This is a genomic window from Paracoccus sp. JM45 (assembly GCF_003590715.1).
Taxonomy (GTDB): Bacteria; Pseudomonadota; Alphaproteobacteria; order Rhodobacterales; family Rhodobacteraceae; genus Paracoccus.
On sequence record NZ_QQVY01000032.1, the window covers coordinates 1 to 13,313 of the forward strand.

Consider the following 13,313-nt stretch of genomic DNA (forward strand, 5'->3'; position numbering starts at 1 on the left):
GTGGGTGGCGTTCGAACGCTTCCCGCCTTTGAAGTCGACCCCGGCGTTACGGTTGCGGTGATTGGTGCGGGGCATTGGTTTGGTCTCGGGTTCGGATTGGGTGGGTTGATTGTCAGGGGCGATGGAGGGCGTTGGCGGATCATCCGGCCCCTCATTGTCGGGCGGCATGCCCTCCGCCTTTTGCTGAAAGCTTTTCATCGACGCCCGGGCCTTGATCAATGTCCCATCGACCGGGAAATGCTCATCCGATAACAGCGGAGCCACCTCGCGGTGCGCCAGGATTGCCGCCATCACCGCTGCCGCGACATCTCAGTCGTCAGAGGTCGGTCGCGGTTTTTGGTGAAAACCGTTGGGACCCAAACCGGGGCGTCGATACCAAGGCCGACAAACCAGCGAAACATCAGGTTGTATTGTATCTGCTCCATCAACTGGCGCCCGGATCGAACAGAGAACAAGATCTGGATCAGGCTGGCCCGGATCAACCGTTCGGGTGCAATCGAAGGGCGGCCGAAATCGACGTAGAGTGGGACAAACTCGCCATCGAGGCTGGCGAGGGCGTCATTGACCACTTGCCGGATCTTGCGCAGCGGATGCTTGGCGGGGATGCGCTCCTCGAGATCGACATAGCGAAACAGCGACCCGCTCTTTTCATCCGTCCCACGCATCTTCCCCCCCGACATTGTCGTGTGGCGAGTGAATCATGTTCTCAACTTACTATCAAAGCGGGACTATTTCAGCAGCCTGCTAAGGTTTAGCGGCTGATGAAGGATCGACCTGAAATGACGAAGCGCAAGCGCTATACATCGGAGTTCAAGGCGAAGGTGGCTTTGGAAGCCACCCGTGAGGAATTGACAACGACCGGGCTGGCCAAGAAATGCGACATTCATCCGACAATAACAAGCGGATGGAATAAGGCATGAGCAGGCCACCGGTCAGAGTGCCATGCCGAACACGGCGATTGAGAACATGGCATCGGCATTTGACTAAGGCGCATCGGCCGAGCCGGTGATTTCGAGAAAGATGTCGAGAAGCTACACGCCAAGATTGGCCAGTTGGTCGTGGAACGGGATTTTCTGGTCAATGCCTTCAGTCTTATCGCCCGCACTGGAGGCAGAAAGCGGTGAAGCAGGATCATCCTGATATGAGCCTATGCCGCCAATGCGTGCTGCTCTGCCTGTCGCGCTCAGCCCTGCATTCTAAGCCGCGCGGCGAAAGCGCCGAGAACCTACGTTTCATTTAAAACATTGACAAGCAGTTCTTGGAAACGCCGTGCTATGGCTCCCGGCAGATGGCCCGCCACATGCAACCGGAAGCTACGAATGCGGGCGACACCGGGTGCGGGGCCCGATGAAGCTGATGCGGATTGTGCCGATTTACCAAGAACCCGATACCCGCAAAAAACATCCGACGTACAAGATATACCCATATTTTTTAGAGTTGCCTATCACCAGACTTGGTCTTGGTGCACCGACATTACCTAAATCTCGATACGGCGCGGGTTTCTTTACTGGTGGCCATCATGGACTGGTTCAGCCGTAAGTTCCCGAGTTGGCGGCTGTCGAACACTATGCACGTCGGGTTTTGTATCGAAGCCTTGAAAGACGCCTTGGCCCGATACGGTCTGCCGGAGGTTTTCAACCCGAATCAAATGTTGCACTTCACCAGTACCAATTTCACTGAGGTATTACTCGACACGAAGGTCGGGATTTGGACGGACGGGCGCGGGCGATGGATCGACAACCGGATGATCGAACGCCTGTGGCGGTCGTTGAACCGAAAGACCGGGCAGCGAAATACGAGTGCGACTGCCTGAACGCCTTTGAGACCGGTTCACAGGTTAGGCATGGGATCAGCACGTGGCTCAGCGATTACACGGAAAAAAGCCCGTACTCATCGCATGGCCTGCTGACCCCGGCGGAGGCCTATGATACTCGAGACTCGAACCTTAAAGCTGCCGCCTGACATGAAACCAATGCGACAGCTTATTGAGGCAAAAAGCTGGTCGAAAAACGAGGACCACCTCTCCGTAAGGGACTACCCGCATATTGATCTGATCAGAAAACTAGCCGAAAAGCGCCTTGTTGTTTTGCTTATGCCGCATTGCCAATTTTTGTCCTTGACGATTGCTAGCAATAGTTCTGATTGCCAGAGGTTCAAATTCATCTTGTTGAAGCTGTGGGAACAAAGAAAATATTTCTGCGCGGGCCGTGGGACCCACACTTTTCAATGCTTGCGGACCTGCAAATAGTGACTCTGTAATTGCGCCATTTGAGATAACCAATTCATGCTGCTCGAACATAATATGGAAGTATTCAATTTCAGTAGGGCATTCAACGATGTCAATTCCATCAAGTTGTAATAGGTGTTTGGCGCCAACTAGGACTTCGTCCGTGCCAAACATTTTTTGTGCGATTTTTGATCGGACTAAAATCCGATGCTGCGGGGAGACAATGAGATCCATCGAAGGAATATTTTCTCCCAGGGCACCAGCTTGAATGCAGATTGGGCATAATTTAGGGTTTTGCACGAGATCTTGTGCTGATAGCTTGCGCGATCCGATCCACTGGATTGACTTGAATTTTCCATGGCTCGTTTGAACCAGAGTTCCGGTTTCCAAATCTTCGACCAAAACAAATCCATCTGATGTAAGAATTTGTGTCCCTCTCGCAAAGCATGGGATATCTGTAGCAGAACCATCGGCACTGGCGGCTACGGTATAGCTTGCGCCAGGCACCGGTAAACTGCTTCCACCAATTCCTACATTGACGCCGTCAATTCGGATTACCCAAAACGTTTCGGCAGTGGTTGTCGTAAACGCAAATTCCAACTCAACCTGACTGCCTGCTGTGTAGGTTGTACCATTGATAGTCAGGTCGTTTGTAAGCACCTGATCGTTGTTTGCCGTACTGGAGGTTGACCCATTACCGGTGACATCAAGATAGCCGTCCGAAAACGCATTCAACGGGCTATTCACTGCATTCCCATCATCATCCGTAACATTTGTTACGATAATTGAGGCTCCCGCATCCAAGGTGACGTTTGTCCCGCTTGCCAAGGATACAGAACTTTGTGTTTGTGCATCAGTATTAAAATCTGCGTAGGCATAAAATGCCAAGTTGAAGTTGAATTCGGTCATGATCTAACGCCCTCATTTTTTAGTCCGAAACGCATATTATCCGACACATTTTTAGCATTACTTTTTATCTTTTTTCTAAAAAAAACAGAAATAACTAACTGTTCTTCTACTTTAGACTAAAAAAACCGCACTGAATCTAACAGGCCGCGGAAATAGTCGTTCCTCGATGCGGTTTACGGAATATGGTTCATTCTCTGCAGGATAGCGGCTGGAGAGATGATGCGTTGCACGGACAAAGCGAGCTTGGGTAATCCCCCCTAAAATTAGTGGTGTTCAAAAGTGGAATTTTCTCGGCAAGATATCTGAGGAGATTTACGATGAAGAACGGACGATTTAGCGACGCGCAGATCATGGCGGTGTTGAAGCAGGCGGAGGGCGGTGTGCCGGTCTCGGAGCTCTGTCGTGGACACGGGATAAGCAGCGCCAGTTTTTACAAATGGCGCGCCAAGTTTGGCGGCATGGATGCCTCTTTGATGTCTGAGATGAAGAATATGGCGGAGGAAAACCGCCGTCTGAAGCGGATGTATGCTGAGATGAGCATGCAGAATGATCTGCTGAACTGCGAAGGTGAACGCCACTGATGGTGTGGATGGCCCCAACATGGCACAAAACGATGCCGTTGGTGGGGCCATCCACATCATCAGTGCCGTTCCATGACTTCAATCCCAGAAGATTCTTCAGAACCACATTGTCGAGCATGACATCTGTCACAAGGCGCTTCAGCTTGGCGTTCTCGTCCTCAAGCTGCTTGAGACGATTGGCATCGGAAAGGTCCATCCCGCCATATTTGGCCTTCAGCTTGTAGAGCGTTGCAGGACTCAGCCCATGCTTGCGGCACAGTTCAGCTGTCGGCAAGCCAGCCTCCTGCTCTTTGATCATCCTAATAATCTGCGCTTCTGTGAAACGGCTTTTCCTCATCTCGTCTGCTCCTTCAGGTTGGGCAGACTCTACATCAGACTCAGGGAACTTCCGGGGGGCAGGTCACAAGGACGCCGCGCAAAGCGGGAGAAGACTTGGGGCTTAGGTGAGTACCAATGGCCACCTGAGGGTAATCACATCCTGATACTTCAACCCCAATGTCCTTCAGCACATTCCGTTTGAAAAAGAGCCATAGGTGGAATTTCGCCCGTCCTAGCGTGCTTTTGCTGATGCGGCAAAAACGCCATGGCAATTTCCGTTTCTCTTCTCATATTTATTCCCAATCGCCATATGCCGGAGATGCGTGAATGAGTAAGCTGCTTTTGAACCGCCGAAAGGCGCTGGCTACTGCTTTGGGTGGTGGTGCGTTCTTTCTGTTGCCCCAAGTGGTGCGCGCCCAGCAATCCATTCAGGACAGCGGCATTGAGGCTGGTCCAGCCGAGCAGTTCTCATTCGATCAGCTTCGCAAGGTCGCACAAACGCTTGCCTCCGAGCCTTTCACACCTATGCGTGTCGCGGATGAGGAAATTGTCGATCAGATCGACTATGACCAGCACAATGCGATTTCGTTCAAGAAAGACAAAGCACTCTGGAATGACAAAGGTGCATCGCCGGTCCAGTTTTTCTTTCCTGGAAAGTATTTTCGCGAACCTGTCCATATTTATACCCTGAAAGACGGTATGGCCCGTGAGGTGCCGTTCTCGACCGATTATTTCAACATTCCGGACGGCAACCCCGCTTCGGCGTTAACCCAGACAGAAGGCTTCGCAGGATTTCGCGTTCAGGATCAGCCCGGCGGAAACGACTGGATGGCTTTTCTCGGGGCCTCGTACTGGCGTACGTCAGGCTATTCCGGCCAGTTCGGGCTGTCGGCCCGTGGCCTTGCTATGGATACTGCCATCCCTGATGGCCCCGAGGAATTCCCGCGCTTTACCCGTTTTTGGCTGGAGCCGGGGAATACCGGGGATCTGACGGCCTACGCGCTGCTGGAAAGTCCACGTGCCACCGGTGCCTATAAAATCTCGTCCAGTCGCGCAGATAAAGGTGCGTCACAGAATATCGAGGCGCATTTGTTCCTGCGCGGCGATGTCGAACGGCTGGGTCTTGCGCCATTGACGTCGATGTACTGGTTCGGCAAGCCGAACGGGCATGTGGCAGCTGATTGGCGACCCGAGGTTCATGACAGTGATGGACTTGAAATCCATGCGGGCAATGGCGAACGCATCTGGCGTCCGCTGAACAATCCGCCGCACACTATGGCAAACAGTTTCCATTCGCCCAGTGTCAAAGGATTTGGCTTGATGCAACGCGAACGCGACTTTAATCGCTATCAGGATGATGGCGTCTTCTATGAAAAGCGTGCCTCGGCTTGGATTGAACCGTTAGAAGATTGGGGTGACGGTGCAGTCACCTTGGTTGAATTGTCCACCGATGATGAAATCCACGACAATATTGTCGCGATGTGGACACCGACTGAGACAGCTCAGCAGGGCAGGGCGTATAATTTCACTTATCGGCTGACATGGTTCGAAGATGCCCCGGTCCCCCCCAATGCAGCTCGATTTATTGCCACTCGGATCGGTGCAGGTGGAACACCCGGCCAGCCCCGTCCCGAAGGTGTTGTTAAAATTGTATGCGATTTCGATAACTATGGGTTCGAGCAGCTAGAACGTAGCCCGTCGATACAGCCGGTTGCAACGACATCGCGGGGCACAATTGCAAATCTCGCGGCTTATCCGGTCGTCGGAGAAACTTACTGGCGTGCAATGTTCGACCTTGATTTTTCCGAAATTTCCCAGGATGACGACACCCCTATCGACCTGCGTATGTATGTCGATGTCGATGGAAACGCCCGAACTGAAACTTGGATCATGCAGCTTTTTCCTTCGCAGTTGCAAAGCCTTCTTGCGGTGCATGCCTAATTTTGCAGAATTTTAAAGCGCCCCGACGCAGCATTGCACTTAAATCGGGGCTTTATAGGTGAATCAATTTTAGATGTCGTATGTTACTGATCAATTCGGCAGCTTTTAGTGCACATAACATGTGGTTCTGTTGAAAAGATGCGATGCAGTAGAGAACTTTACTCTTCGTGTAAAAGCAGCGTGAGACTGCCATGCCACTTTAGTTATGATCGATCTGCTCCCCTGGAACGTTGCAATTTTAGGTTAGTCCGTTCCTCGTAAAAGAGATGGATGATCAGGCAATCAAGATTCGTGAATGAATAGACCATTGGCATTTTGAAAGAACAACAAGCTGGGATCGGCGGTAACCGCTTGATTGCTACTGCGGCCCGCTCTTCTTGACGCGGGCGCTGATGTCGGAATTGGCTACGAATTCTTCGAGAAAGTCGCGCCTTGCATCGGGTGAGCTACCGGTGTCGTAGAGCATGTTTTTTTAGTTCGTTTATGCCATCATCGATAGGGGCAGTGATGCCTTCTTTGCTTCCAGTGTAAATGCTGATGATAACGGCATAGCTAAGATTGTCGTTTTTCTTGACAATACCTTAAAAACTTATAGGGCGTCAGCCAGCATCTTCGCAAAGTGTTCGATGGTGAACGCACGTGTCGTGGCGGCCATTACGCAGCCTCGGCCGGTGAGACCGCTTTCGGGGTCAAGTGCTTCATTGTCAAGCGCGTCATCTTCCTAGGCCACCGCGACCAGCAAATCTTAGAGCGCTAGTTCAAGCTGTTCGATCTCGCGCTCGATCTTTTCCGAGGATTTACCGAAGGCCAGTTTCTGCAACTTGGCGTTCCGCAAACGCAGGGCATGAACCAGCTGATCGTAGGCCCGTAGTGTCGCTGAGATGTTGGTATTCTCCATCTGTAAAGTGGGGATCATCGCCTTCAGAACAGCGAGGGCATCGGGAAAATCGATAGGACGATTTGACATGATTTTTTTCACCACGGTGCGTGTAATAGCAACACAAACACAATGCATTATGTTTCATGTATTTAGCCCGCACGGGCCGGCGGTACGCTCCAGTCCGGCCTGCGCCAGTCAATTGCTTCCCAGAGCATAGCGAGTTGCGCGAAGGTCAGTCGGGCGGCCCCTTCGGTCATCGCAGGCCAGGGAAAGGAGCCTCGTTCGAGGGCTTCGTAAAAAAGGCAAATTCCTTGACGGCGCCAAAACAGAACTTCGCTCCGATCAGCCCTGCGGTCGCGAAAGGCGAAGACCGCACCACACGTTGGCATCTGGCGCAGGACATCCTTGGGTCAGCGCAGCGAAACCAGAAATGCCCTTGTATATATCTGTCACGCCGCAAGCTACGTAGACGCGAATGCCAATGCCGGGACCAATTCTGCTGTTTTCAGAGCACGCATTAGCTGTGTCAGCGATATGGCCCATGTCGCTGTCAAAATGCAGGCTGCGGCGGTTGCGCAGACGCAGTTCGACTGCGGCCGAGGCTAATATGGTGGGTATGTTCGCGATGGCGAGAACGCTATGCGTAGAAATATCAAAAGGAGAAAAGCGTGCTCCACCATCCGGTGACTTGGGAGTGTCATGAACTCTGTGTACTTTGCTTGGCCCATGCGGGTTTCAGATACGGTCACGCGTTGAAGCGCTCCTCGAACATGATAGCGAACCGGTTCCGGGCGGCAAACCATTCCAGGACATTTCTGCCGCCTTTCTCGAAATTGCGGATCGCCAAGGTAAATCAGCTTGGTCGCGGCCTCCTCGGTCGGGAACGAGCCGCGGGTCTTGATCGATTTGCGGAATGAGGAGGGTCAGAAAACAGTGTGGGACACTGTTTTCCCGACGAATGCGGTTCAGGCTATCGATGGCGTTCCCTCGCCATTGGACTTGAACCGGTGGCGCTAATGGCTCGATATAGATGATCTTGCGGATTGCCGGGTCGAAAGCGAAGAATCGGATCACTTCCTGCCATGCCCGCCGCCAGGCTGGAGCGATCGAGACATATTTCGCAGCCCATTTTTCCTCGAACGCGTCCAACTCGGCGGCAACCTGACCTGCTGTCGGGGCGCCGTAGATCAGGCGTAGATCGGCGGCCACAGCCTTGCGATCCTTCCAGGCGCAGAAGTTCAGCGAATGGCGCACCAGATGCACGATGCAGGTCTGGACCGTGGCGTCCGGAAAAGCGGCGGTGATGGCCCCGGGGAAGCCTTTCAGACCATCCACGACCGCGATCAGGACGTCCTGAACGCTGCGGTTCTTCAGCTCATTCATCACCGACAGCCAGAACTTGGCGCCCTCGTTCTCGGCAATCCACAGACCCAGAACTTCCCTCACACTGTCACGGGTAACGCCGAGGGCCACGTAAACGGCCTTGTTCTTCACCATCCGGCTGTCGGCATCGCGGATATTGACCCGGAGCGCGTCAAAAATGACGATCGGATACATCCGCTCCAGCGCCCGGCTCTGCCACTCGCGGACCTCGTCCAGAACGGCATCGGTGACGCGGCTGATGAGGTCGGGCGACACTTGCAACCCATAGACCTCTTCAAGGTGCGCACGGATGTCACGGACCGTCAGGCCAGCGGCATAGAGGCCGACAATCTTGTCGTCGATCCCGTCGATCCGGGTCTGACCTTTCTTCACCAGTTCAGGCTCGAAACTGCCGTCGCGGTCACGCGGCAAAGCGGTCGGCACTTCGCGATTCTGCCCCTTCAGCCGCTTGGAGGAAGTCCCGTTGCGCCGGTTAACCTGTCCCACAGGAGCGTCCGTGCCCGCCTCATAGCCACGATGCGCGGTCAGCTTCGAACCCAGCATCCGTTCCATCAGCTTGATCTTGATCTCTTTCATCAGCCCGGCATCGCCAAGCAGGGCTGCACGCCGCTCGCAGCCCTTAAGAAGTTCGTCCAGCAGTTCCTTAGAAATTGTCACCGTCCTTGCTCCTCTCAGGAAGCATGGCCCAAACCCAAGTTGCACAGAAGACCGGACACTCTCGGTGACTACAGCCCCTTCGTCATCTCATCGCGCCGCGCATAGATCTGCTGCCGTGTAATCTCGTCGCGCTACGCCACCTGCGTGACCGTCGCCTCAAAAACGCCTACAGACATCACGAATCCCAGCTTCTCCTTGTCGCTCCAGCGCCGTCGACGTTCAAACTCAAGTATCTCACCGCGCATCGCCGATCCTCACCTGAGACATGTCGCTAACGACTTTTTTGAACATCCGTCCTGGCAAACGAGCTTGAAATCGGGCAGGCGGCAACATTCGAACGGTTACCCTCCGGCGTTATTTAGCTCGCTTCATTCAGCGCCAAATAGCAACGAAATCCGCTCGATGGGGCAGGAGAAATTGCGCTCTTAGTGCGGCTCTTTGGTCTGTGACATGCAGAAGGGAGGGTGTTACCGTGCGTAAGATTCGAGACGATCGGCGTTTAAAAATGATATCACAACATCGGCCGATCATGTATCAGGTAGCAATGGGTTCTCGCGCACGACACATCGTAACCACACTGTTCGCCGTACTGCTTTTGGCAGTCGGAAGTGTTGCGTCTGCTCGGATGATGGCGCCTGACGAGAACACGGTCATCCGTGCAGAAATTGCTGCGCGTGGTCTGTCTCTCGACGACATCTGCGGTGATCATCTAGGACATGAGTATCGCTGCCCCCTCTGCCATCTAACAGCGGACACGCCCTTGCCTGTGCCGGTCGATATCTGGCGCATTTTGGTTCCGAATAGCGGCTGGAAAGAAAGTGCTGGCCTCTATCGAGAAGCACAGGCCAGAGACCATTCCCATGCGCCACGCGCTCCCCCTCAAATGAACTGAGCCGATCATGCCGGACGTGCCGCATCACGTTCGATATCGTTTTTCTATGCCATCTCAGTGGTGCATTACCGGCTGCTGATCTGGTGTACTCAGTTCGGAAATCTTATGAAACATTCCCTGAAACTGGTCGGGCTATTGCTCGCCAGCACATCTCTGTGCGCTGCACATGCTTTTGCCCAAGAGGCAACGGATCTCAATATTATCGTTCTGGATCCGATTATTATCAAAAGCGTGCAGAATGGTGCCGTCATCAATGGCTACCGTGCAGATACCGTGTCGAGCGCCACAAGGACCGCGACACCCCTTCAACAGACGCCCCAATCCGTTCAGGTGCTGTCGCCTGAATTGCTTCAGGATCAGGCTGTTATCTCCATGTCCGAAGCGCTTGGCAATGTCAGTGGCGCCCAAGGCACGATCCCGCTGCAGACCCCCGCTTTTGAATCGACCCTTCTGCGCGGTTTTCCGGCAGAGTTCTATCGGGACGGCATGACCAGTTACATTAACACCGGCGATGCCAACGCCATGGCGGGCGTCGAGCGGATCGAGGTTTTGAAGGGGCCGAATGCCATTCTCTATGGCGGTGGCGTTGGCACCCCCCTTGGCGGTGTGGTCAACATCGTAACCAAGAAACCGGGGCAGGAGAGCTTAACCGAACTTAGCCTGACCTTCGGCACCAGCGGCTATGTCGAGCCCTCCTTCGACATCAACCGGCAGCTGTCGGACACCGTGTTGTTCCGCATGAACGGCAGCTATGTCCGTTCCAACGCTGATCAGGACGTGATCGAGACGGATCGCTACTCTCTCAGCCCGTCCCTGACCTTCGGCTATGGAACCGACACCCGCCTGACGATCGAGGGCTACGTGTCCCGCTGGGAGCAGCAGGAATATCAGGGCCTGCCCGCGGTCGGCACGGTCATTGGAAATTTCGACATCGACCGGAATCTCTACATAGGCGATCCCGACATCCCCGACAGCCACACGGAAACGGGCAAACTGACCTTGACGCTGGAACATGACTTCAACGATTGGTGGTCCAACCGCACCCAGTTCCGCTACGGCGAGAATGAAGTCGAGCAGATCAGCCAGATCATCCTGTCCAACGCTCCTGATGCGGGGCCGACAGACTGGAATCTCTATAACGCTTACGTTCCGGGCGAGCAGACCGAATACAGCTTCAACACGTCCTTCGAAGGGCGTTTCAGTACAGGGGCTTGGAATCACGTTCTTCTCTTCGGTGCGGATTATTCGCGGATCGAAGACTATTCGCTGATGTATATGGACTATGCCGGGACCAGTGATCTGTCGAACCCCGGCACTTGGCCTACATGGACGATGCCCTCGACACTGGCCATGGGCGAAGGCAACGGCACCTACACGACCTCCGGTGCCTTCGTGCAGATGCAATCTTCTGTCGGGCGGTTGCATCTCCTTGGTGGTCTGCGGTTGGCCTATCTAGAGACGGTCTACAATTCCGAGGGCTATGGCCGGCGCGATACACTGGAGAAAACCAAGCTGCTGCCGCGGATTGGTGCAGTCTACGACCTGACGGATCAATGGTCGGCCTTCGCCAGCTACAGCGAGGGCATGAAGGCGAATGCCTTCTATTTCTACTCCTCGACACCGAAGCCTGAATACAACCGCCAAGCCGAGATCGGCCTGAAGTATGATGGAGGAGCAGTCTCGGGGAGTATCGCCGCCTTCCGGATCGAGCGCGAGAATGTACCGGTCACCGATCCAACCGATCCAACATACCTGACGAGTATCACCGAAGGCCAACAGCGCTCTCAAGGCATCGAACTGGATGCGGTTTGGCAGCCGGGCGGCGCATGGAAAGTCATAGCGAACTATGCTTATACCGACGCCGAGTTAACTGCCGACATTCCGATGGGCGCAACGGCCGGGTCAAAGCTTCCCGGTGTGCCGCGTCATTCCGGCGGTATCTGGGCGGATTACGATGCACGGGCTGACGATGGCGAAGGCTGGCGCGCCGGTGCCGGGCTTCACGCTGTCTCTTCCTCCTCTCTTGATCAGATCAATACTTACGACACTGCCGGCTATGCCACGGTGAATGCCTCGGCCAGCCACACGCAGGACGGGATGACCTATGCGCTGGCTGTAAAAAACCTCTTTGATACCGAATACGACCTGCCGATGTATGGATACATGGGCGGTCGCGTGGTGCCGGGTGCCAAGCGGCAGATCCACGTTAACATCAGCAAGAGGTTCTAAGATGATCCGCATTCTTACGCTTTGCGCTCTCCTCCTCCCGATGGCGTCTATGGCCGAAACGATCATACCGCTTTACCCAGAAGGCACCTTCGCACCGCTGCCCCGCCCCGAAAGCCAAGACATGGTCGAGGGCGAGATGTTCATCTTCAATATCAGCACGCCGACGCTGGAGGTCATCCGGCCAACGGAAGGGGCGGCGAACGGCACAGCGGCGAACGGCACAGCGGTGATCGTCGCGCCCGGCGGCGGTTTCGTCGGACTGGCCTATGAGCAAAGCATGGCGGTCGCGCACCGCCTTGCCGATCTTGGCGTGACGGCATTCGTCCTGAAGTACCGCACGATCGAAAGCCCGGACGACGGCATGCACATGCCCGAGGTTCATATTCAGGAAATGAATGTCCTGATGCAGCGGGCAGAGACAGGCCAGCCGGCGCAGATCCCGATCTTCACAGGCGAACCCGCTGCGGTCGAAGATGGCCGCCGCGCCATGGCCCTTTTGCGGAAGAATGCAGCAAATCTGGGCATCGACCCGGCGAAGATAGGGATGCTGGGGTTCTCCTCCGGTGCGTTCATGGCTGCCGATCTGGCCATCGGCGATGCCGAGACGCGGCCCGATTTCGTGGCGCTCCTCTACGGTGGTCTGCGGACGCCCGTTCCCGCCACTGCCTCTCCCGCATTTATTGCCGCCGCTGCCGATGATGCCTTTCTGCCGGATGACAGCCTGCGCATCTACGCAGCTTGGCGACACGCGTGCGTTCCGGCAGAGCTGCATATTTATCAGAACGGTGGTCATGGCTTCGGTCTGACCCCTCAGGGAAAGGCAAGCGACCACTGGTTCGAGGACTTCGCCGATTGGCTGCACACTAAGGGTTTGATCCGTGCTGAAAGGCGCCGCTCTTCCGCCGCAGTCGAATGTCGTAAGGGCCGGGAATGAGGGGAGTACGATTGAGCAGGTTATACTTGGCCCGTCCTTAATATTGTAACCGCCCCTCGACTGCATCTGTGTGCCAAGGTAGGTCTGGACCTGCTTCACTTTTGTTCCGGTTTTCTGCGAGCAATGCTTGTCATAGAGGAGTCCGGAAAGGTTGTGTCGCAAAATTTTGTTGCTTGTTATGTATGGACAGCTTTCGATGATATCAGATTGCCAATGCAGCGAACTGCTGCGCCGGTCTGAGGTTGTTATCTCCGAGCTGGCCCATGCGGATCATGTGGGCTGTTTCTATTCCGGCAAGTGTCGCTTGGGCTGAGTGAAACGCCTTGAAGCCTTGCATCGGTCCTGTGATCCGCTTGATGAAG

At 54.6% G+C, this 13,313-nt stretch carries 6 protein-coding genes and 7 pseudogenes; 6 read left to right on the forward strand and 7 right to left on the reverse strand.

What is annotated here, in order from left to right; translation table 11 throughout:
• Positions 1 to 665: pseudogene (locus DWB67_RS16850) on the reverse strand (transposase); the annotation flags it as partial.
• Between the two features lie 114 nt (positions 666 to 779).
• On the opposite strand from DWB67_RS16850, the pseudogene DWB67_RS16855 reads away from it, so the two are divergent.
• Positions 780 to 1,962 (forward strand): annotated as a pseudogene (locus tag DWB67_RS16855) (IS3 family transposase).
• A 100-nt stretch (positions 1,963 to 2,062) separates the two neighbouring features.
• On the opposite strand, the gene DWB67_RS16860 reads toward DWB67_RS16855, so the two are convergent.
• Positions 2,063 to 3,136 carry a Hint domain-containing protein gene (locus DWB67_RS16860; RefSeq protein WP_119808733.1) on the reverse strand — a complete coding sequence of 358 codons (1,074 nt, stop codon included), beginning with the start codon at positions 3,134 to 3,136 and terminating at the stop codon, positions 2,063 to 2,065.
• 317 nt (positions 3,137 to 3,453) lie between these two features.
• Between DWB67_RS16860 and DWB67_RS16865 the strand changes: the two are divergent.
• Positions 3,454 to 3,693, forward strand: a pseudogene (locus tag DWB67_RS16865) (transposase); the annotation flags it as partial.
• A 106-nt stretch (positions 3,694 to 3,799) separates the two neighbouring features.
• On the opposite strand, the pseudogene DWB67_RS16870 reads toward DWB67_RS16865, so the two are convergent.
• Positions 3,800 to 4,054, reverse strand: a pseudogene (locus DWB67_RS16870) (transposase); the annotation flags it as partial.
• 353 nt (positions 4,055 to 4,407) lie between these two features.
• Between DWB67_RS16870 and DWB67_RS16875 the strand changes: the two are divergent.
• Positions 4,408 to 5,976 (forward strand): glucan biosynthesis protein, encoded by a 1,569-nt coding sequence (locus tag DWB67_RS16875; RefSeq protein ID WP_255418743.1) that lies wholly within the window; start codon positions 4,408 to 4,410, stop codon positions 5,974 to 5,976.
• Positions 5,977 to 6,724: 748 nt separating this feature from the next.
• On the opposite strand, the pseudogene DWB67_RS16880 reads toward DWB67_RS16875, so the two are convergent.
• The 3 genes and pseudogenes from DWB67_RS16880 to DWB67_RS16890 form a co-directional block, all read right to left on the reverse strand.
• Positions 6,725 to 6,943: pseudogene (locus DWB67_RS16880) on the reverse strand (transposase); the annotation flags it as partial.
• Between the two features lie 62 nt (positions 6,944 to 7,005).
• Positions 7,006 to 7,254, reverse strand: a complete 249-nt coding sequence (gene tnpB / locus DWB67_RS18495) for an IS66 family insertion sequence element accessory protein TnpB (protein WP_370453606.1) — start codon at positions 7,252 to 7,254, stop codon at positions 7,006 to 7,008.
• Between the two features lie 347 nt (positions 7,255 to 7,601).
• Positions 7,602 to 8,914, reverse strand: a pseudogene (locus tag DWB67_RS16890) (IS256 family transposase).
• 454 nt (positions 8,915 to 9,368) lie between these two features.
• On the opposite strand from DWB67_RS16890, the gene DWB67_RS16895 reads away from it, so the two are divergent.
• The 3 genes from DWB67_RS16895 to DWB67_RS16905 all read left to right on the forward strand — a co-directional run bounded on the left by DWB67_RS16895 (position 9,369) and on the right by DWB67_RS16905 (position 12,951).
• Positions 9,369 to 9,788 carry a hypothetical protein gene (locus DWB67_RS16895; RefSeq protein WP_255418745.1) on the forward strand — a complete coding sequence of 140 codons (420 nt, stop codon included), beginning with the start codon at positions 9,369 to 9,371 and terminating at the stop codon, positions 9,786 to 9,788.
• Between the two features lie 105 nt (positions 9,789 to 9,893).
• Positions 9,894 to 12,017, forward strand: coding sequence for a TonB-dependent siderophore receptor (locus DWB67_RS16900; protein ID WP_119808736.1), 2,124 nt, complete (start codon positions 9,894 to 9,896; stop codon positions 12,015 to 12,017).
• Position 12,018: 1 nt separating this feature from the next.
• A complete protein-coding gene (locus tag DWB67_RS16905; RefSeq protein WP_119808737.1) occupies positions 12,019 to 12,951 on the forward strand; it encodes an alpha/beta hydrolase in 933 nt (310 codons plus the stop codon).
• 202 nt (positions 12,952 to 13,153) lie between these two features.
• Here the strand turns inward: DWB67_RS16905 and DWB67_RS16910 are convergent.
• A pseudogene (locus DWB67_RS16910) lies at positions 13,154 to 13,313 on the reverse strand (IS6 family transposase); the annotation flags it as partial.